Annotated in this window: 18 protein-coding genes and 1 tRNA gene; 16 read left to right on the top strand and 3 right to left on the bottom strand. The window is 57.5% G+C overall.

Annotated features, from left to right (window positions below):
• The first annotated feature begins 33 nt into the window (after positions 1-33).
• Complete coding sequence (gene spo0A, locus MCG44_RS10990; protein WP_186852151.1) at positions 34-792, top strand: sporulation transcription factor Spo0A; 759 nt, start codon at positions 34-36, stop codon at positions 790-792.
• A gap of 73 nt (positions 793-865) precedes the next feature.
• Complete coding sequence (locus tag MCG44_RS10985) at positions 866-1,108, top strand: TIGR03905 family TSCPD domain-containing protein (RefSeq protein ID WP_147571500.1); 243 nt, start codon at positions 866-868, stop codon at positions 1,106-1,108.
• Between the two features lie 200 nt (positions 1,109-1,308).
• On the opposite strand, the gene MCG44_RS10980 is transcribed toward MCG44_RS10985, so the two are convergent.
• Positions 1,309-2,676, bottom strand: a complete 1,368-nt coding sequence (locus MCG44_RS10980) for a D-alanyl-D-alanine carboxypeptidase family protein (protein WP_240288250.1) — start codon at positions 2,674-2,676, stop codon at positions 1,309-1,311.
• Positions 2,677-2,790: 114 nt separating this feature from the next.
• Here MCG44_RS10980 and MCG44_RS10975 point away from each other — a divergent pair, with 114 nt between their 5' ends.
• The 8 genes from MCG44_RS10975 to MCG44_RS10940 all read left to right on the top strand — a co-directional run bounded on the left by MCG44_RS10975 (position 2,791) and on the right by MCG44_RS10940 (position 9,264).
• Positions 2,791-3,189, top strand: a complete 399-nt coding sequence (locus tag MCG44_RS10975) for a ComEA family DNA-binding protein (protein WP_240288248.1) — start codon at positions 2,791-2,793, stop codon at positions 3,187-3,189.
• Positions 3,190-3,214: 25 nt separating this feature from the next.
• Positions 3,215-3,919 (top strand): response regulator transcription factor, encoded by a 705-nt coding sequence (locus MCG44_RS10970; protein WP_147571494.1) that lies wholly within the window; start codon positions 3,215-3,217, stop codon positions 3,917-3,919.
• 53 nt (positions 3,920-3,972) lie between these two features.
• Positions 3,973-5,472 (top strand): sensor histidine kinase, encoded by a 1,500-nt coding sequence (locus MCG44_RS10965; RefSeq protein ID WP_240288247.1) that lies wholly within the window; start codon positions 3,973-3,975, stop codon positions 5,470-5,472.
• Positions 5,469-5,984: a GerMN domain-containing protein gene (locus MCG44_RS10960; RefSeq protein ID WP_186851936.1), complete on the top strand. Its 516-nt coding sequence runs from the start codon at positions 5,469-5,471 to the stop codon at positions 5,982-5,984. Before MCG44_RS10965 ends, MCG44_RS10960 begins: the two co-directional genes overlap by 4 nt.
• An 89-nt stretch (positions 5,985-6,073) precedes the next feature.
• Positions 6,074-7,357 carry an O-acetylhomoserine aminocarboxypropyltransferase/cysteine synthase family protein gene (locus tag MCG44_RS10955; RefSeq protein ID WP_240288245.1) on the top strand — a complete coding sequence of 428 codons (1,284 nt, stop codon included), beginning with the start codon at positions 6,074-6,076 and terminating at the stop codon, positions 7,355-7,357.
• 55 nt (positions 7,358-7,412) lie between these two features.
• Entirely contained in the window at positions 7,413-7,805 is a 393-nt protein-coding gene (locus tag MCG44_RS10950) for a DUF3783 domain-containing protein (protein ID WP_186851937.1), read from the top strand.
• Between the two features lie 72 nt (positions 7,806-7,877).
• Positions 7,878-7,964 (top strand) — tRNA-Leu (locus tag MCG44_RS10945).
• A gap of 502 nt (positions 7,965-8,466) precedes the next feature.
• A complete protein-coding gene (locus MCG44_RS10940; protein WP_240288243.1) occupies positions 8,467-9,264 on the top strand; it encodes a PepSY domain-containing protein in 798 nt (265 codons plus the stop codon).
• A 99-nt stretch (positions 9,265-9,363) separates the two neighbouring features.
• On the opposite strand, the gene MCG44_RS10935 is transcribed toward MCG44_RS10940, so the two are convergent.
• The gene (locus MCG44_RS10935) at positions 9,364-10,005 is read right to left on the bottom strand and encodes a TetR/AcrR family transcriptional regulator (RefSeq protein ID WP_147571480.1); all 642 of its coding nucleotides are present in this window, start codon (positions 10,003-10,005) and stop codon (positions 9,364-9,366) included.
• A 182-nt stretch (positions 10,006-10,187) separates the two neighbouring features.
• Between MCG44_RS10935 and MCG44_RS10930 the strand changes: the two genes are divergently transcribed.
• From MCG44_RS10930 to MCG44_RS10905, 6 genes are all read left to right on the top strand, one after another.
• Positions 10,188-12,635, top strand: a complete 2,448-nt coding sequence (locus MCG44_RS10930) for an MMPL family transporter (RefSeq protein WP_147571478.1) — start codon at positions 10,188-10,190, stop codon at positions 12,633-12,635.
• Positions 12,616-17,430 carry a hypothetical protein gene (locus MCG44_RS10925; protein WP_240288241.1) on the top strand — a complete coding sequence of 1,605 codons (4,815 nt, stop codon included), beginning with the start codon at positions 12,616-12,618 and terminating at the stop codon, positions 17,428-17,430. Before MCG44_RS10930 ends, MCG44_RS10925 begins: the two co-directional genes overlap by 20 nt.
• A gap of 2 nt (positions 17,431-17,432) precedes the next feature.
• On the top strand, positions 17,433-18,029 hold the full coding sequence (locus MCG44_RS10920; protein WP_186851941.1) for an AAA family ATPase: 597 nt from the start codon (positions 17,433-17,435) through the stop codon (positions 18,027-18,029).
• A gap of 133 nt (positions 18,030-18,162) precedes the next feature.
• The gene (locus MCG44_RS10915; RefSeq protein ID WP_186851942.1) at positions 18,163-18,708 is read left to right on the top strand and encodes a sigma-70 family RNA polymerase sigma factor; all 546 of its coding nucleotides are present in this window, start codon (positions 18,163-18,165) and stop codon (positions 18,706-18,708) included.
• The gene (locus MCG44_RS10910; RefSeq protein WP_240288239.1) at positions 18,701-20,176 is read left to right on the top strand and encodes a DUF3488 domain-containing protein; all 1,476 of its coding nucleotides are present in this window, start codon (positions 18,701-18,703) and stop codon (positions 20,174-20,176) included. The genes MCG44_RS10915 and MCG44_RS10910 overlap by 8 nt, the downstream gene beginning before the upstream one ends.
• 279 nt (positions 20,177-20,455) lie before the next feature.
• Positions 20,456-20,677, top strand: coding sequence for an HPr family phosphocarrier protein (locus tag MCG44_RS10905; protein ID WP_147571468.1), 222 nt, complete (start codon positions 20,456-20,458; stop codon positions 20,675-20,677).
• Positions 20,678-20,771: 94 nt separating this feature from the next.
• Here MCG44_RS10905 and MCG44_RS10900 read toward each other — a convergent pair whose 3' ends face one another.
• Positions 20,772-20,912 (bottom strand): hypothetical protein, encoded by a 141-nt coding sequence (locus tag MCG44_RS10900; protein WP_240288237.1) that lies wholly within the window; start codon positions 20,910-20,912, stop codon positions 20,772-20,774.
• Positions 20,913-21,153: the final 241 nt, after the last annotated feature.

The following is a 21,153-nucleotide window of genomic DNA, read 5'->3' as shown; positions in this document are numbered from 1 at the left end:
GAGGACATATGAAGCAGTAGGAGTGATATCATGATGGAAGCAATCAAACGAATATTGATTGCAGACGCTGGAGAGGACTTCCGGCGGGGTCTGGTAGACAGCCTGTCCGGAGAGGCGGATATCCAAGTGGCCGGTCAGACAGGCGATGGGGCTGAGTTAGTCCGTATGGTGAGCGAGCTGATGCCGGACGCGGTGGTGATGGAGATTGTGCTGGCGGGCCTGGACGGCCTGGAGGTGCTGGAACAGCTGAACAAGATGGAGAAACGCCCCAAGATCCTGGTGCTGTCCAATTATACCAGAGGCGGGATCGCGGATGCCGCTGCGGCAAAGGGGGCTGACTATTTTATGGTGAAGCCCTGTCGAAGCAGTGCCCTGTGTGAGCGGATTCGGGACCTCACCGGTGGGACAGCCATAGAAACAGAGGGTGATCGGGGCGTCGATCTGGAGAAGCAGGTCACGGCCATCATCCACGAGGTGGGAGTGCCCGCCCACATCAAAGGCTATCAGTATTTGAGGGAGGCCATCCTGATCGCGGTCCGGGATATGGACGTGATCAATGCGGTGACCAAGGTCCTCTATCCCGAAGTGGCCAAGCGGTTCAATACTACTGCCAGCCGGGTAGAACGGGCGATCCGTCATGCCATCGAGGTGGCGTGGGACCGGGGCGATTTAGAGACGCTGCAGAAATACTTTGGCTATACCGTTTCCAACGCCAAGGGAAAGCCCACCAACAGTGAGTTCATCGCCATGATCGCCGACCGGCTTCAACTGCAGAGAAAACACCAGGCATAACGGATACAGGAGAGAAATACTTGCCTTTTTCCTCCGATTTTGCTATGATAGCGGAGGAAATGGGGTGAACCATATGACGATTAGATACAGACCTAAGGGTGTCTGTTCCCATCTGTTTGAAATAGAGGTAGAGGAGGGACGCATCCTCTCAGTCCGGGTAGAGGGCGGCTGCAGCGGAAATCTGCAGGGCTTGTCCTCACTGCTGCGGGGGATGGAAGTCAAAGAAGCCATAGGGCGGCTGGAGGGCATCCGCTGCGGAGCTAAGAGCACCTCCTGTCCTGACCAGATGGCCCAGGCACTGAAAACTCTCATTTGAGCTGGGTGAGCTCGACATGATGACCATAGATAACAGGCGCGGAAGGGAGCTGTCCTCAGCCCAGCCGTGCCTGTTTTTTTATGTTGGAGCACATGACGTCGCACGGGCGCGAGGTCCGCGGAAAGGGGCGCCCTGACGGGTGGACCGGGACCTGGTCAAACTAGCTGACAGGTCCCGCTCTATCCCACTGGAGGAGAAGGTTATTTTCGAATGCCCCGATAATTGCTCCGGGAGCGGGCGCCGGTGCCGGAGCGATACCGCCGCTTCTTGCGGAAGACCAGCAGCCTCAGCAGGATAAAGGCGGCCAGCAGCAGAACGACAGCCAGGACGATCTGGACCCAGGTATCCTGGAAGAAGGAGATGAACTGCTCCTTTTTATACAACAGCTCGGACCGTTCCACGGAATTGACCGCTACCAGGTCCAGCTTGCCGTATACCTCGCCCTCATAGGACAGAGTCATAACGCCGAGCACCTGTCCCTCCTCCACCGGGGCCTCCACCTCCTGGGAAAAGAGGGCAATCTTGGTTTCAATGGCGTCCAAATCCATGTCCTTGGGGAGCGTGCGGGTGATGGAGCCCTGGGGCTTGACATTGACCTCGTCCGCCTGGCGGGACATGGTGACCGCCACCTTGTCCACGGGCTCGGTCCCCTTGGTGATGGTGACGCGTTCAAAATTGTTGAAGCCGTATTCCAGCAGCCGTTTGCTCTCTACCAACTGTCCCTGGCGCAAGTCCTCATAGCCCTCCTGCTCCATGGGGCCGGAGCCCAGCACCACCGAAATGAGCAGAGTGTCCCCGTCCTCGGCGGCGGCGATGAGGCAGCGGCCAGCCTCGTCCGTGTTGCCTGTCTTGCCGCCGATACACTTGTCATAGACATAGCCGGAGTACCAGAGGTTGGAGATAAGTCCGTTGGTGTTGTAGAAATACCGCTCCGCCGACAGATTGGTGGCGGGTACAGTGTAAGCGGCAGTCTTGATGATGGTGCGGAACAGGTCGTATTCCAAGGCCGCCTGGAAGATCAGGGCCAGGTCATAGGCTGTGGAGTAGTGGTCCTCGCTGTGCATGCCGGCTGTGTTGGTGAAATGGGTGTTCTGACAACCCAGTTCCCCGGCCTTTCGGTTCATATGGGCTACGAAATCCTCGATGGTACCATCTACTTCTACCGCCAATACATTGGCGGCGTCGGCGGCGGAGGGGAGCATGACACAGTAGAGCAGGTCCTCCACCGACATGACTTCGCCCTCCTTCAAGCTGGCCACCACATAGCCGGCGCCGGAGGGGATATCCTGCATCCGGGTAGGGCCGGCGGTGACCATGGTAGAGGGAGAGAGCTGACCGTTCTCAATGGCTTCCAGCACCAGAAGGGCGGTCATGACCTTGGTAGTGCTGGCGGGATAGGCCTTCTCATAGGCCCCCTTGTCGTACAGTACCTCGTTGTAATTGGCATCCAGCAGTACCGCGTTGGTGCAAAACAGGTCAGGCTCCTCCAGGGCAGCGGCTGGGGCGGTGAACAAAGTCAGTACCATGGGGAACAGCAGAAGTAGAGAGAGAAAGCGATATTTTTTCATAGGAAATTCTCCGTATGTATGATATACTAATTTTATATCCGTTCATCTGGCAAAGTCGGATAGCAGTATTATAGCAAAAGCAGCGGCAGTCCGCAAGCGGCAGGGGGGAGAAAGATGAGAGATATATCCCGCTTCGATAAGGTGATACTGCTGCTAACCGCGGGGTTTGTGCTGTTTACTGGGGGCTGGTTCCTGGCCCAGAGGAGTGCGGCCCAGCCCTATCAGGTGACTGCCGCCCGGAACGACCGGGAGGAGCCCCAGGAGACGGAAAAGGGATCTTCCTCCTTCGGGGGGAGGCCGGACAGCCTTCTGCCCGGGGAGAAGATCAATCTCAATACCGCGGACCAGTATGATTTGCGGCGCCTGCCCGGCATTGGGGAGAAGCGGGCCCAGGACATTGTAGACTACCGAGAGGCGCACGGGCCCTTCCAGTCGGTGGACGAGCTGGACAATGTGTCCGGGATCGGACCAGGGATCCTGGATGGGCTGCGGGAGTATGCCTGTGTGGGCTAGGACAGGGAATAAGGAGTTTTTATCCATGGCGAAAATATTAGTAGTAGACGACGAGCAGGTACTGGTCAAGGGCATCAAATTCAACTTGGAGCACGAGGGCTACCAGGTGGAGGTGGGCTACGATGGGGAGCAGGCGGTTGAGCTGGCCCGGGAGGGGAGCTTTGACCTGATCCTGCTGGACCTGATGATGCCCAAGATTGATGGCCTTCAGGCTTGTATGCGTATCCGGGAGTTCTCCAATGTGCCCGTCATCATGCTGACGGCTAAGGGGGAGGACGCGGACAAGCTCATGGGATTTGAGAGCGGGGCGGACGACTACATCACCAAGCCCTTCAACATCCTGGAGCTGAAGGCGCGGGTGAGGGCGCTCCTCCGCCGTTCCGGCGCCGCCGGACAGAAGCAGTCGGGCGGCGTTCTGTCCATAGGCCACATTCGGCTGGATACCGGGGAGCGGGCAGCCTGGAAGGGGGACAAGATGGTGGAGCTCACCGCCAAGGAGTTCGACCTGATGGAGCTGCTCATGCGCAATCCAGGCCGGGTGTACAGTCGGGAAAATCTGCTCAATGTGGTCTGGGGCTATGAGTATATTGGAGATTACCGCACAGTGGATGTCCACGTCCGCCGGCTCCGGGAGAAGCTGGAGCTGGACCCGGCCAACCCGGAGTATATCCGTACCAAGTGGGGCGTGGGCTACTTTCTGTCTAACCGGCCGGAGGAGCGGGAGCGTTAAGCGACGGCCTCGAGTGGGTGTGGGTGGACAGACTAAGGAAGGAGGGAGACAAAATGGCGGGGCCGCAGCAGAAGAAGCCGGGCAAGACTGTGCCGTTTTTTGCCTCTCTTCAGGTCAAGTATGCCATGAGCTACCTGGTCATTTTCGCCGTGGTGCTGGTGCTGCTGAATACCTATCCGGTCATCGCCTCCCAAGATCTCCTCTTTACCTCCAAACGGGACTCGCTGAAGAGCCAGACGGCGGTGATGGCCTCCGCTCTCATGGAGCTGGAGTCTCTCTCCGCCGACCAGGTGGCCAGGGTAATGAATATGCTGGACAACATGGGGCTGTCCCGTATCCTGGTTACTGATCCGGCAGGTCTGATCCTCTATGACAGCCTGGAGGCGGGGGAGAAGGACCAGGAGAACCAGGAGGAGCCAGAGGAACCACACTACCGGTATGCCCTCTACCAGGAGGTGGTGGGGGCGCTGCGGGGGAAGGATGTGTTCTACTCCCGCTATGAGAACGATGTGTTTACCTCAACCGCCGCCTCCCCCATCGTCTACCGAGGCATGATCATCGGTTCCATCTATATTCTGGAGGTAGACGCGGCCCAGGGGCAGCTTTTGAGCAGCCTACAGCAGAACCTGCGCACCATTTCACTGGTCATCGCCGCGGCCACCCTGGTCATGTCCACATTTTTCTCCAAGATGCTTACCGCCCGGATTGCCGCCCTCCTGCGGGCCATCCGCATTGTGGGCGAAGGGGAGTACGGCCACCGGCTTCAGATCGAGGGGCGGGACGAGATGGCCCAGATGGCTGAGGAGTTCAACCAGCTGACCGACCGGCTCCAGACCACGGAGGAGGTCCGCCGCCGTTTTGTGTCTGACGCCAGCCATGAATTGAAAACACCGCTGGCCTCCATCCGTCTACTGGCGGATTCCATCCTCCAGAACGACCAGATTGACCGTGACACAGCAAGGGAGTTTGTCTCTGATATCGGCGCGGAGGCAGACCGACTGACCCGCATCACTGAGCATTTACTGGCATTGACCAGGTTGGACAGCCTGCCTGCTGGACAGACTGAGCCAGTGGACCTGTCCCAAGTGGCAGACCGGGCGGTGTCTATGCTCCTTCCTGTGGCTGACGCTGCCGGTGTGACCATCGAGAAGGACCTGAAGGCGGACTGTATGGTCCGAAGCACAGGGGACGACCTGTATCAAATCTGTTTCAATCTGATCGAAAATGCCGTGAAATACAATTTCCCAGGCGGTAAGGTGTTTGTGTCAGTCTATCGGGACACAGATCAGGTCCTGCTTGAGGTGGGGGATACGGGGGTAGGGATCCCGGAGGAGGACCTGCCCAAGATATTCAACCGTTTCTACCGGGTGGATAAGGCCCGTTCCCGGGCGGCCGGCGGGACCGGACTGGGCCTGTCCATCGCGCGGGACACGGTCCGCCGTCACGGGGGCTGGATTACTGCCAGGCCCCGCCACCCAGAGGGGACTCTCTTTACCGTGGGATTCCCCCAGTATACCGCCCAGCCGGACCGGGACGAGGAGGGAGAAGGATGAGAAGGACCCTCGCTCTGGCTTTGGTACTCCTTCTTGCTTTGCGCCTGCTGCCGGGCTGCGGGAGCGGCGGGGAAGAGAAGGGAGAGTATGAGCTCTATTTCGCCGTGAGCAGTGGGGTAGGACACGGGCCGGCACTGGATACCCAGCCCCTGGACTGGCCGGAGGACCGTGGACGGCCCACCCCGGAAGACTTGCTTCTGGCTCTGCTGTCCGGTCCCTCACAGGAGGGACTGCGCTCCCCATTCCCCAGAGGAGTAGCTCTGCGCTCCTGGGAGCGGGAGGGTGAAACGGTCACTGTCTATCTGTCAGAGCAATACGGGGGACTGACCGATATGGCCCTGACGCTTGCCGACTACTGCATCGTCCTTACCCTGTCACAATTAGAGGGCGTAGAGTGGGTAGAGATACGTTCAGAGGGTCACACCTCCAGCTACCGTAGCCACCAGCTCCTTCAGGCTGGGGAGGCGGTACTGACCGAAGAACTGATGGAGGGGGCCGATTCGGCTACTTGACAAATCGCGGACGGGAGGGTAAGCTTAACTATCCCCCAGATGTTGGGGCGGTCCTGTCCGCCATGCCCCATAAGAAAGAAGGAAATTTTATGAGTGATTATCAAATCAATACCAAGTGTGTCCAGGGCGGCTATACCCCTGGAAACGGAGAGCCCCGGCAGATCCCCATTGTCCAGTCTACTACTTTTAAGTACGCCACCAGCGAGGACATGGGCAAGCTCTTTGACCTGGAGGCCAGTGGTTATTTTTATACTCGGCTGCAAAACCCGACCAACGACTATGTTGCTGCCAAGATCTGTGAGCTGGAGGGGGGAACTGCCGCCATGCTCACCTCCTCTGGTCAGGCGGCCAACTTCTACGCCATCTTCAATATCGCCAACTGCGGCGACCATATCGTTGCCTCCTCCACCATCTATGGCGGTACCTATAACCTGTTCCACGTAACTATGCGGAAGATGGGCATTGACTTTACCTTTGTAGAGCCAGACTGCTCTGACGAGGAGTTGGAGGCCGCCTTCCGGCCCAATACCAAAGCAGTGTTCGGCGAGACTATCGCCAATCCCGCCCTCACCGTGCTGGACATCCAGCGGTTCGCCAAGGCGGCCCATGCCCACGGTGTGCCCCTCATCATGGATAACACCTTCGCCACTCCAGTCAACTGCCGCCCCTTCGAGTGGGGGTGTGACATCGTCACCCACTCTACCACCAAGTATATGGACGGCCACGGAGCGGCTGTGGGCGGCACCATTGTGGACAGCGGCAATTTTGACTGGATGGCCCACGCTGAGAAGTTCCCTGGCCTGACCACCCCGGACGACAGCTACCACGGCATCACCTACGCCGAGAAGTTCGGGCAGGCAGGCGCGTTTATTACCAAGTGTACCGCCCAGCTGATGCGGGACTTTGGCTCCATCCAGTCCCCCCAGAACGCCTTCCTGCTGAATCTGGGATTGGAGAGCCTCCACGTCCGTATGGCCCGCCACTGTGAGAACGGTCTGGCTGTGGCCAGGTTTTTGAAGGACCACCCCAAGGTCAGCTTTGTCACCTACCCCGGCCTAGAGGGGGACAAGTATTATGAGGTCGCCAAAAAGTACATGCCCAACGGGACCTGCGGTGTGGTATCCTTCGGAGTCAAGGGCGGACGCAAGGCGGCTGAAACCTTTATGAAGCACCTGAAGCTGGCTGCCATCGAGACCCATGTGGCTGACGCCCGGACCTGCTGCCTCCATCCCGCCTCCGCCACCCACCGGCAGATGAACGACCAGGAGCTGGCCGCCGCTGGGATTACCCCGGACCTGGTGCGGATGTCCTGCGGCATCGAGGACGCGGCCGACCTGATCGCTGACATCGAGCAGGCCCTGGAGGCAGTCTGAATCAGAAACGACCCGGCGCGGCGAACCCCGTGCCGGCATGGAAAGGATTTTTGATATGAAGCGTGTAGGAAACGCAGGTACTATCCTGATGTACAACCTCTCCGGACCGGAGTTTTCTAAGCTGCGGCAGATTTTCGCCATGCTGCGGCTGCGGATGCGGGTAGTAGAGCCGGACCGTTACCACATAGCTCTGTCTGATCTGGCTGCTGGTAGAGGAGAGGGCGGAGAAATGAGTGAGGCGCTTCCAGAAGCTATGCTGGTTTTTTGCGGACTGAACAACGCTCTGCTCAACCAGGTGCTGGAGGTTATCCGTCTGGCAAAGCTGCCTCCGATCCCTCTGAAGGCTGTTCTGACTGCTTCCAATCAGGAGTGGGATACCCACCAGCTCTATGAGGAACTGAAGAAGGAGCGGGAGGCCATTGCTGCCCAGAAGGCGGAAAAGGACTAAAGTGGGAAAAATCCCGTTGACAAATCTCCGCTGGGACAGTATAATAATCAAGCGGTCGTTAGACCGCTCTTTGCGGCTGTGCTGGAATTGGTAGACTGGCAAGCTTGAGGTGCTTGTGTCCGTATGGGCGTACGGGTTCGACTCCCGTCAGCCGCACCACGTCGGAGCAAAGTCCGCTTTGCTCCGACGTCTTTTTATGTCCACGGCACAAAAAGACGTCATCCGCCCGCTCCCTTGCTTCTCCTTTCCAAATCGAACCCACTGCGTTGGGCTTTGATTTGGGGCCGCCCTATGGGCGGCTATTTTCGTTTCTGAAAAAATATCGGCTTTAACCGTCTTTTGTACTCTTTACGCCCCGGAATCCTTGCGTTGAAAGGACTCCGGGGTTTTGTTATTCTTCTGAAAACCATTTTGGGTATTCTTGCGTATTTTGCTTTCGCTATGAAATCAGAGACTCCACCACCGTTTATTTATTCAGTTCCGAATTTGCGATATAATCGTGCCATCAGCTAGGGATCTGCGCAGACCTTCGGGCAAATGGAGCCGATAGAAAAAATTTTCTTTTGGTGCAATAAAATGGAAGGGCCGTGCGTTATATAGATGAACAGCAAATCAGCCCCCCAAAAATTGCTGAAATAACAACTTGACGGAGGACATAAAAATGAAAAAGACATTCTCAAAGACTTTGGTGGGTTGCGCCGCCGCAGTAATGGTGACTGGGGCCCTGCTTACCCCCGTAATGGGTGCCAATGCATCCAGCCCCTGGCAGACTGCTGACACAGACTTTATCGGGAGATCCAGGGCGGAAGAAATCGCCCTTGACCACGCCGGGATAGAGGCATCCCAGCTCTCCTGGATCCATGTCAAGCTGGACCATGACCATGGACGTGTAGAATATGACGTGGAATTCTTCTCTGGCAACAAGGAGTATGATTACGAGATCGACGCAACCAGTGGAGACATCCTGAGTTTTGACTATGATGTTGAATGGTACATGGGTGTTGGGACCCCGGCCCAGGCTAGCGGCGATATCGGCGCCGAAGAGGCCAAGGTGATCGCTCTGGACCATGCCGGTGTGAAGGCGAAGGACACGGTGTTCCTCTATGCGGAGCTGGACTATGACGACGGACTACGGGTCTATGATGTAGAGTTCTTCTCTGAAAATAAGGAGTACGACTACAAGATCGACGCGGCTACGGGGGAAATCTTGGGCTTTGACTATGATATTGAGTGGTACACCATCTCCACCACGGACAGCGATTACATCGGTGAGGCCAAGGCAAAGCAGATCGTGGAACAGGCTGCCGGTACCACAGGGGTTTACACTGACTTCAAGCTGGAGGTAGACGACGGGCGTGTGCTGTACGAAGGTGAGATGCGAAGCGGCTGGATGGAGTATGAGTTTGAAATTGATGCCGTAACCGGCGCGATCATTGACTGGGAAGCGGATTGGGACTGAAACACAAAGAGAATCCGCGCGAGGGGCAGCTGTCTGGTCAACCTGATATCGAAATAGGAAACGTCCCGGAACAATCACAGTTCCGGGACGTTTTTTGCATTATTCCTCTTCTAAGGAGCAGCCTCTTGGAAAAGAGGGATCGCCAGAAGGGATAGAGGAGATCTGCCCTCGGCGTAATGCGGCTCCCCGGAGGTGGTCTTCCAAAACAGTGCTGATAAAATTGATCAGCTCATCCGGAGTCTGATCGATCTCTCCCAATAGCCAGCTCTCCATGACGCTGGCCAAGGACACCACATAGAAGTGGGCCAGAAGAGCCACATGGTCTGAGGACGATGGGTCTTGCAGGTCGGGAAGAAAGCCTTCAATGGTCTGTGAGATGATGGTATGGAGCTGTTCCTCAAAAAAGCGGCGGATATGCCCACGGCCCAGAGAGCGCAGCGCGCAAAGGCAGACTGCACGATTGCTTTGTAAATAGTGAAAGAGCTCCAAAAGGCCCTCCCGCCACAGGAGAGCTCCTTCCCGTCGCTCCAGCAGAGATACGGCTTCATTCTGAAACATCCAGCGCATCAGGTCGTAGATGTCCTCAAAATGGTAGTAAAAATTTTGCCGCTTGATATGACATAGGTCGGTGAGCTCTGAGATCGTAATTTTCTCCAAAGGCTTCTGAGCCATCAATTTTTTTAACGCCGCAGCCAGAGCCCATTTTGTCTGCTGGGAAGCGACATAGCATTTTTTCTCCATAGAATGCCCTCCTGTGCCTGTTAGTATAGCACAAAGGGGCTGGAGGCTCAACTGATCTATGGGACAGAGGACCGATTTATGACACTGCCGCGGGATTGACCTTTGCTGGAGCCGCCTCTATTTGAATATAATAAAGTGTTATGATAATGGTGTATTGCGGGTAGTAAAGGAGCCGCCAAGAGATGAAAAAAGGAAACAAGGATCAGGAGAGCGTTATGGTGCGTCTTGCCACCTTTGTTGTGGACAAACGGAACCTGTTTTTCCTGCTGGTCATTATCGGTACCATATTCACGCTGTTTTCCAGGAACTGGGTGGAGGTAGAGAACGATCTCTCCTCCTATCTGCCCATCCACTCCACCACCCGCCAGGGACTGGATGTGATGGAGGAGCAGTTCACCACCTTCGGTACCGCGGATCTGATGGTGGCCAACATTTCTCTGGAGGAGGCCCGTCGGGTGAAGGCGGAGCTCCTGGAGCTGGACGGCGTGCAGAGCGTGGAATTCGATGACACAACAGACCACTATGCCCATGCCTCCGCCCTCTATTCGCTTACCTTTGACTATGACGAGGACGATGAGAGGTGCCTGGAGGCCCTGGACAGGGCCAGGGAGAGCCTCACTGGCTGGGATGTGTTCGTATCCACGGAGCTGGGCAACACCAAGGGGGATATCATTGACGCTGAAGTCAATGTCATCATGGTCTATGTGGCGGTGATCGTGCTAGTGGTGCTCTTGCTGACCTCACAGACTTACGCCGAGGTCCCTGTGCTTATCCTGACCTTTGTTACGGCCATGATTTTGAACCTGGGCAGCAATTTCCTGCTGGGAAAAATCTCCTTCGTGTCCAATTCCGTGACCAGCATCCTCCAGCTTGCCCTGTCCCTGGACTACGCCGTGATCTTCTGTAACCGCTTCAAAGAGGAGCATCAGATACTTCCCATCCGGGAGGCGACCATCATAGCTCTCAGCAAAGCCATTCCGGAGATCAGCGCCAGCTCACTGACCACCATCGGTGGGCTGGTGGCCATGATGTTCATGCAGTTCAAGCTGGGACCTGATATGGCGGTCTGCCTGATTAAAGCCATCCTGTTTGCCCTACTGGCTGTATTTGTGGTGATGCCGGGCCTGCTGATCCTGTTCGGTCCGCTGATGGACAAGACACAGCACCGCAGCTTTATCCCAAAGATCCCCTTTGTAGGAAAATTTGCCTATCTGTCCCGATTCGTGATACCGCCTGTATTTCTGGTCCTGGTGGTCCTGGGTATCCATTTCTCCTCGGACTGTCCCTATGTCTATGGGTACGGGAGTATCGAAACGCCGAAACTGAATGAGGTGCAGATTGCCTCCCAGATGATCGAGGAGAATTTTACATCGAAAAACCTTGTGGCGCTTATGGTGCCCACCGGCGACTACGAGAAGGAACGGATGATCCTGGACGAGTTGGAACAATATACGGAAGTGGACTACACCATGGGGTTGTCCAATGTGGAGGCGATGGACGGCTATATGCTGGCCGACCGGCTAACGCCCAGACAGTTTGCCGAACTGGCGGATCTGGATTATGAGTTGGCCAAGCTGGTCTATACAGCATACGCGGTCAAGAATGAGGACTATGGACGGATCATTGGCGGCATTTCCGCCTACCGGGTCCCGCTGATGGATATGTTTCTGTTTATCTGTGACCAGCTGGACGAGGGCTATGTCACCTTAGACAAGGAGCAGACCGACGATCTGGACGAGGCGCGGGAGCAGATTGAACATGCCAAGCTGCAGCTCCAAGGAAGCGAATATGACCGGATGCTGGTCTATCTGACCCTGCCTGAGGGGGGAGAGGAGACCTACGCCTTTCTGGATACGATCCAGGAAACTGCCCAGAAATATTACCCAGGAGAGAGTATTTACCTGGCTGGAAACTCCACCACAGAGGCTGATTTTAAGGCCGCGTTTGCCACGGACAACACGGTGGTCAGCGTGGTGTCCATCCTCATCGTCCTGGTGGTGCTGCTGTTCACCTTTCGATCTGCGGGGATGCCGGTACTGTTGATCCTGGTCATCCAGGGCAGTATCTGGATCAATTTCTCCATTCCGGCCTTCACCGGGACCCCGCTGTTTTTCCTCAGCTATCTGGTAGTCAGTTCTATCCAGATGGGGGCTAACATCGACTATGCCATCGTGATCGCTAGCCGCTACATGGAGCTGAAAGACCAAATGGACCACAGACAGGCCATCATTGAAACAATGAATTTTGCCTTTCCAACCATTGTTACATCGGGCAGTATTTTGACCGTGGCCGGCCTGCTCATCGGGCAGATGACGTCAGAGGCGGCCATCGTGGGTATCGGGCAAAGCCTTGGACGGGGAACGATTTTGTCCATTGTTCTGGTCATGTTTGTCCTGCCTCAGATTCTGTTGATTGGCGGCGCGGTGGTGGAAAAGACATCCTTTTCCGTGCCCAGTGCGGTGAAAAAACACAGGGCCAGCGGGCGGGTCCGAGTAGATGGGCTGGTGCGGGGAGAGATATCTGGCACCATCAGCGGCACCGTCCATGCCATCGTAGACGGAGATGTGGATCTGAACCTGATCTCAGGTTATGCGCAGGAGGAGGCAGAGCATGAAACGCAAGAGAACTGATTGGATCAGGAGAGCGGTCAGTGTCCTGCTCACCCTTATCCTGTGTGCCCAGGCAGCAGGCCCTATACTGGCGGTGGAAGACGGGGTGATCCGGATCACTTGCGCCGAGGACCTTCTGGAACTGTCCCGTAATTGTGCGCTGGACACCTGGTCCCAGGGCAAGCACGTGGCGCTGACAGCGGATATCTCTCTGGCGGGTACGGGATATACCCCGATCCCCACGTTCGGCGGTACCTTTGACGGTGGCGGCTATACTATCAGCGGGTTGGACCTGTCAAGCGGGCTGACCCCGGCGGGCGTGTTCGGCACCCTGCAGGAGGGCGCGGTGGTAAAGGACCTCCATGTGACCGGCAGTATTGAGCCGTCTGGCCATGGCTCGTCCATAGGGGGCATCGCGGGAGAGAACTATGGCGTGATCGCGGCCTGCTCCTTCTCCGGGACGATTACCGGGACAGACCGGGTGGGAGGCATTGCCGGACTGAACGGGCTGACAGGTAAGATCCAGGGTTGTTCTGCCGCCGGAGGTATCACTGGAAAGAGCATGACTGGCGGCATCGCTGGCGAAAACTGCGGTGTGCTGTCGGGATGCCGAAACAATAGCTATGTCAATATTACCAGCACAGACCCTGGGCTCGAGCTGACGAATTTGGATCTGGATGTGTCCAAGTCCCTGTTTACCCTGAGCGCGCTGGATACGGTGAATATCGCCACGGATACTGGAGGTATAGCAGGGTACTCATCTGGTTTGGTTCTCAGCTGCATCAATGCCGGTGTTGTCGGATATCCCCACATCGGCTACAACGTAGGCGGCATTGCGGGGCGAAGCTGCGGCCATGTGGCCTACTGCGTCAACCGCGGACAGGTATTCGGCCGCAAGGATATCGGCGGTATCGTTGGCCAGGCAGAGCCCTACATTGTGCTGAATTTATCAGAGGATATGCTGGATACCATTCAGAAGGAGCTGGACCGCCTGGGAGGGCTGGTAGACCGGGCGGCGGACCACGCCGATGGAGCCGCCGGCCGGATCTCAGACAATCTGGATGCCATCGGAGCCTCCGTTGATGACGCCACCGGACACGCCAAGGACTTGACAGATCGTCTGTCAGACTACGGGGACGAGGTGATTACAGAAATCAACCGGGGCAGCGACATCCTGGCTGACGCCCTAGATCAGATGGCGGACATCTCCAGCGATGCTACCGGCTTTGCGGAAGAACTGACGGACAGTTTGGACCTGATGGAGGATGCCCTGCGGGATTTGGCCCGGATCGATGGCTCTCAGGCGGTAGATGAACTGGAGCGGGCGGCGGACAGCATCGAGAAGGCCGGCCGGCTGCTGAAAAGCGGCATAGGAAAGATCATCGACGGGTTGGAACAGCTGCGGAACTTCGTCCGCATTGAGGATGAGACTGGCAGCCGGGAGGCCCTGGAAAAGATTGAGGAGGGGGTTGGAGAGACCGCCCAGGCGGCAGAGGAGCTGGGAAGAGCCATGGATCTGGCGGCCCAGTCCGGCGTGGTGGAAGACGTGGCCGCCCAGAGCATGGAGGAGCTGGGGGGAGAGATGGGGCAGATTTCTGATGCCCTGACCCAGGTGGGCGGCGGCGCGGAAACCGTGCGTCTGAACATCTCTTTCGATTTGGAGGATATCCGGGAGGGCCTGCGGCAGATCCGGAGTGGTGTGAAAAACGTGGTGGACTCCTCCGGCGCGGCCATGAAGGCGGTGGACAGCCTGGGGGATGCCCTGGATGAGTTGAAGGCCGTGGGGCAGGAACTGAGTGACGGCCTGGACGCCCTGGCGGATGCCGTGAGCTCGTTTGAACAGGCGGGAGAAACTGGGACAGAAGTGTTTGCTGGGCTGGAGGATCTGTTCGGCTACTTGGCTGGGGTGGACCCTATCCAGATCGCCCACCCTGGGGAGGAGGTCAGCGCCGCCTCTGACGCCCTCTATGACACGATGGAACGGCTGAACGACCAGATGGGCCTCCTGAATGACACGGCTGCCGCCTCAGTAGGCGACTTGACCGGCGACATCCGGGCCATTAGTGCCCAGGTCGGGGTGGTGACAGATACTCTGATTGACGCCATCCGGGAGATCGAAAATTACGACTTGGAAGACAGTATCTCGGATACCTCAGAGGAGAATATCGACCAGGTGACCAGCGGCAGGCTCCTGTCCTGCTCCAACACGGCGGCCATCTCCGGGGATCTCAATGTAGGCGGAGTGGCTGGCTCCATGGCAGTGGAGTATGAGCTGGACCCTGAGGATGACCTGATCTCCAACAGCGCGCCTATCTACCGGAGAGCCTATGAGCTGAAGGCCATCCTCCAGCGGTGTACCAACACCGGAGCCGTAGTTGGCCGGCGGGACCATGTAGGCAGTGTCTGCGGCCGGATGGATTTGGGGCTTATCCTGGAGTGTGAGGCCTACGGCAGCGCGGAGAGCGAGAACGGAGACTATGTGGGCGGTGTCGCCGGCTATGCGGTGGGGACGATACGGGAGAGTTTTGCCAAATGCGCCCTGTCCGGAAAGCGTTATGTGGGCGGTATCGTGGGGGCCGCCGGAGCCAGGGACTCCGGGGGATCAGTCACCGGGTGCTGTTCCTTCGTCCTTATCCCAGAGTATGAGGAGTATGCCGGTGCGATATCCGGCACAGATCAGGGCCTATTCCAGAATAACCGATTTGTGTCAGACGATTTGGCTGGCCTAAACCGCGTCAGTGCCGCCGGCCGAGCGGAACCTATTTCCTACGAACAACTGCTCCAGATGGAGGATATCCCCACCCCTATGAAGCGGCTGGAGCTGCGCTTCTGGGCGGATGGCCGAGTGATCCAGACGGTCCCCTTTGACTATGGCGCTTCCTTTGACGATTCGATTTTGCCGGAGATCCCCCACCAGGAGGGATGCTTTGCGGTGTGGGACCGGGAGGATCTGACGGATCTGCGGTTTGACACAGATGTGACCGCGGTCTACACCGCATACCGCTCCGCGCTGTCCTCTGCCCAACTGCGGGACGACGGCCGGCCGGTCCTCTTTGTAGAGGGGGAGTTCGACCAGGGGGACAGTCTGGAAGCCAGGCTGCTGGAAACGGGGGAGGATTATCCTAGACAGCTCCAGACCCTGGCGGACCGCCGTAGGGTCTTAGAGCGGTGGAAGGTGACCATACCGGCGGATGGACAGTCTATTCATACGGTACGCTACCTATCTCCCAACGGAAAGACGGAGCGGACGGAGTTCTATGCTGTTTCCGAGGGTAGATGGACCCGTCTGGATACAGAAACGGCTGGCAGCTATCTGCTGGTCCAGCTGGAGGGGGATACCCCTGAGATTGCGGTAGTGACCCGGACTCCAATATGGTGGGTCTGGCCGATTGCGGCGGCCCTGGTGGCCGGACTCGTGTTTTGTGCGGTGGGCTGGGCGAAACACCGCAGGCTGCTCCAAAGGGCTGTAGCACAGGACAGGGAAACGCCGGCTGGATCAGCAGGCGGCGGAAAAAAGACCCGAAGGACTCGGCTGGCCGCCGCAGTGCTGGTGCTGGCCTGTTTGATAGGGGGAGCGACGTGGTTCCTTGTTTCTGGAGGCTGGAATACCGTCGCCGCTGTCCGTCTGCTGCACCGGTATGCCCAACAGCCCGATCTGACGATAGAGATGGATGCCCAGGCGGAGGCAGGCGGTCGGCGCTACCGCATCGATGCCCTGATCGACATCGTTCAGGTGGGGGAGCATCTTACCACGAGGCTAGAACGTGATGGAGCGGCGGTATATTACAGTGATGGGATGCTCTATTTAGGAGATGGAACCTCCGTCCGTGTGGATATGGGCTTCCCGGACTACGCGGCCCTTCTGGACACAGTGGCAGGGCTATACCGGGATGGGGATATTTCCGCCTTTTCCAACAGTGGAGAGAACATATACAGCGTTACAGTAAGCGGTGAGCGGGTCTCCTCCATTCTGAAAGCGCTCTTTCCTGATTCCGCATCGTATCTGGCCTCCCTGGAGAGCCTAAACTTAGACTTGGTCGCGAAGGGGAATGAGCTTTCTGCCCTCCGACTTTGGACGAAGGGAACAGCAGATACGACGGATCACGACTGTATATCCCTGGCCGTTGAGCTGAGAATACACACCGCGGAGGGGAAGGTGGACCTGCCCCAGCCTGTACGGGCCCGTATCCTGGCCGGGGACCAGAAGGAAACGGCCCCAGACCTGCTCCGGCTGCTCCTGGCTTGGCGGAGATTGAACGCGGAGGACCCACTGGTATCCAGACTGTCCTACCAGGCGGACTGTGGCCCACTGGTAGTGGACAGCGAACTGGAGCTGTTCCGGACCTATGTGGACGGCAGAGAGGTGGTCGGGCTGAGAAAAAGCGGCCAGACCCTGTATATGGTGGATGGAGGGGTCCTGGATGAGCAGGGAGGCTCCGTGTCTGGACAGGAGGAGCTGGTCAGCCTGCCGGGCGTGCTGCTCCATCTCTGGCTGGAGGGCGGCCTGGAATATGAGGAGCGGAACGGGACCGGTCTGTACACCCTTTCCCTCCGGCAGGAGGAAATCGAAGAGGTGATCCAGGCGCTCCTGCCGGAGGCGGAAGGGCTGGACACCAGCCTGACTGCCGGGAAGCTCCAGATCGAACTGACAGACCAGGGAATCGAACGTATCTCATTCCAGGTTCGTGGCAGTGTCCATGTCCTATCTATCAACGCCCCTGTGTCTATATCCGGAAGCTTTACCTTCCCTGAGGAAACGGAGGAGATTTCAATACCGGCGCCAGTGGAGGAGGCGGTCAAGAGAGAGGAGGGATGACCATGGTACATAAGATCATCTGCATTGGGCGCCAGTTTGGCAGCGGAGGCCATGAGATTGCGGTCAGAACGGGAGCGAAGCTGGGGATCAGGGTCTATGAGAGGGACATTCTGCATCTGGCCTGCAAATATGGGGAGCTGGCGGTCAAGACGCTGGAAAAGGCGGACGAAACAGCGACCAACCCATTCCTGTTTCAAGGAGTATATGAGGGAAACCAGCACATTGTCCGGGGATTGCCCACCTCAGAGGTGCTCTTTGCCCTTCAGAGCCATGAAATACGCCGCCTGGCAAGTGAGGAGGACTGTATCTTCGTAGGCCGCTGCGCCGGTTACGTTTTGCGGGACGCGGAGGTACGGCTGCTGAAGGTTTTTGTCCGTGCCCCTTTTGAATACCGGGTGCGGAGGAAGATGGCCCAAGAGGGGCTCTCTCCAGGCAAGGCGGTCCGGATGGTCAAACGGATGGATAAGCGGCGCCGCGCCTACTATGAGCACTATACAGGGCAGGAATGGGGAAGCGGCTGTGATCTTGAGCTGGATATGGGCGCACAGACTGCTGACGAAGCGGTGGAGAAAATTGAAAAACTCTATCTCGCGCTCTAAAGAGCGAAATAGCAAATGGGGAGAGGACGCATACCGGCGTCCTCTCTCCATTTATTAAAAAGAATAATTTTTCGTGGGATATCCCCTCCAATGGGTGTATAGTAAGGTAGAGAGAACAGAGAGGGGGGAACCCATGGACGACCTGGAGCTGCTCCGGCTGCTGCGGAGCCGGGATCAGCGGGGGCTGGATCAGCTGCTGGTCCGGCACGGCCCGCTGCTGCGCTATATCCTGTGCCCAATCCTGGACGACCCGCGAGAACGGGAGGAGTGTCTGTCTGATGTGGCCCTCCAGATATGGGAGAGGGCAGACCAGTTCGACCCGGAGCGGGGTTCTCTGACCGCCTGGCTGTCGGCCATTGCTCGGAATACAGCCCTAAACCGGCGGCGGGCCGCCCGCCGCGGGACCGGGGACTGTCAGCCGCTGGACGACAGTATGCTGGACCCTGCCCCCGGACCGGAGGAGGAGCTGCTGCGCAAGGAGCGTACCCAGCGCCTGTTGCTGGCGGTGCGTCGGATGAGTGAAATCGATTGTAGTCTGTTCTACCGGAAATACTATTACCTTCAGTCTGCTGCCCAGATGGCCGCCGAATTAGGGCTGACTGAGCGCGGCGTAGAGGGGCGCCTGCGCCGAATCCGCCTACGCCTGCGCAAGGAATTGAGAGGTGAGTGGAATGTCTGACGACCGGAGCTTTGACCAGATGGTAGAGGATGGGATGTCCGCTGTACCGCCTCCGGCGGAAGTGCTGGAGGAGATCACGCCCTGGAAGCGGGCCCTTAGGCGTGTTGTCTGGGGCGTGGGGCTGACCACCATTTTAATCCATTTCCTGTGGCTGCAGTATCTGCTGCCCACCGCCGGCCTGATGCTGATGTGGCTGGGTTTCCGAACTTTGCGTCGAGAGAATGGGTGGTTTGCCCTGGGCTGGGCCATCAGTCTATACCGGGTTATGGGTCAATTTTTCCGGCTGCTGGCTAACGCCACCCTGTTGCGAATCGAGGGGACCCCCACCTGGATGTATCTGACCTTGCTTATTCCTCTGCTGCAGTATATCTGCCTGTGGCAGGGGATCAGGGCTGTCCAGCGGAAAGCCGGGCAGGAACAAAGAGCCGGCGCCGCCGGCGCGCTGGTCGTGTTTTATCTGCTCCTGACCGGACTGGCCTTCCTGGATGCGGAGGGCTGGCCGATGCTGCTGGTCCTGCTGGTCTGCTATATCGCCCTGCTCCGCAACCTGGCCAGGCTGGCCAATCTCCTGGACGGAGCCGGATATGAAGTGAATGCGGCCCCTGTCCGCCTGTCTGATAGGACGGTGTGCCTGTCCTGGCTTGGGGCTCTGCTGGTCTGTCTGCCTCTGGCCACCCTCCTTTTTGGCCGGTTCCCTATGGAGTGGGTCCCGCGGCCTGCCGGGGAGCAGACGGGATGGGAGGAAACCGCAGCCCACCTTCTGGACCTGGGGGTGCCGGAGGACGTGACATCCGACCTGGCTCCGGAGGATCTGGCTGACTGTGCCGAAAGTATCCGGGCGGTGGTGGAGCAAAGGGAATTTCCCATGAATAAGGGCCGTGAGGTGCGGGAAACTGTGGGGAACAGCACCCACATCAGCCGGGTCTATGATGTGTATGAGCTGCGCCTTACCAGTGTGGCGCTGGAACTTCCTGATGGGCGGTGGAAGGTGATCCAGCACTTCCTCTGGCAGGAGGAGCCCAAGGTCCGGGGGACGGAGAGCATCCGCCTTCAAATCGCCGCAATTACGGCGGAAAGTCAGTATGCGGCTTGGGAGGAGTACCCCACAGAGTTCTCCGGACGGCTGCTCTATGACCGGGAGGGACAGACCTTTACGGGAGAGTACACCAGCCTGGGGTGGGATGAGTATACCTCAAGAGGCTTTTCCTTTGGGCCGAACCTCCAGCGGGACATGTCCGCCCAGTTCTCCCTGCCCTTGTGGGGAGAGAATTGCCGGGGCTATGTGTCCTATGTGGGGGGCAAGGGGGAGGATAAGATATACTTCTTATCCCAGATGGACTACACCCACCAGAATAGCTGGCTGTGCTATCCCCTGCTGTCGGCCTGGGAGCACCGGCAGATCCATCTGTTTGACGATGAAACCTTTAAAACAGTGCAGATGGACCTCATGGCCGGACCGGAAGATTAGAGGTATCAGACCCTCGGCCATACTGTGGCTGAGGATTTGAATTGTGATTTATATACAAAAAATGAAGATATAAATTATGCGACTTCAACAAAAATCGTCCTTGACGTAGGCAAGTCCTTCCTGATACAATACGGGCGACCGCAGAAGGAGGCGGTCCGCTCGACGGCAAGAGCGACAGGAAACTGCCCCCTCCCTCCACGGGCCGACGGCATGGAGGTGAGGCACGACGGCCGCCCGCACCTTAAGAACGCGCGGGCGGATATCAAGGAGGTAATAGATATGATTTGTGAGATCGAGATCAAGAATGGTGCTCAGATCGAAAAAATAAACCGGCTGGCGGCCAAGGCCCCCTATGAGGTGTGGCTCAGTTCCGGCACTGTAATGCTGGATGCCCGCTCCCTGCTGGGGCTGTTCGCCCTGATCGGGAAGAAGGCCCATGTGGTAGCGGAGGACAACGTCGATCCCCGCGCCTTCAGCAAGCTGGTTTCCAAAATGGCCTGAAAAAACCGCCCCTTGGGGCAAATTCCGTTAGGAATTTGCCCCAAGGGGCGGGGTTGCAGATGACAAATTACCTATTCGAGCGGCATAGCTTCAGCTACGATGTCTTTTTTGGCTTGGTGATCATATATTTCTGTTCCAGCGGTTCCGGCTCCGGCGCTGCTCGTAGGCAAATGGTGTTGTAGTAAATGTCCACCTGGTGATACTGCTTGCTGTCTACCTTGTCGGGCTTAGACACCACGTTTTTCAATAAATTGGATTATCTCAGACGTCAAGCCTGCCAACCGGGTCGCCTTTTTAGCCCGTTCAATTGGACCACTGCAGGTCAGCTGTCTTGTCCGTAGTGGCTTCCTAACTGACCTCCATCTCCAGGATACGATGTCGCTGATGCCATTTGCGATGTCGATATTATCCATGATAACAATATAGCGGATATTCAGCCGGACAAAATTTTCTTCCCCAAATTGACCTATCACAAA

The sequence above is a fragment of the Lawsonibacter sp. OA9 genome (assembly GCF_022440585.1).
This window is presented reverse-complemented; position numbering and strand designations above follow the sequence as displayed.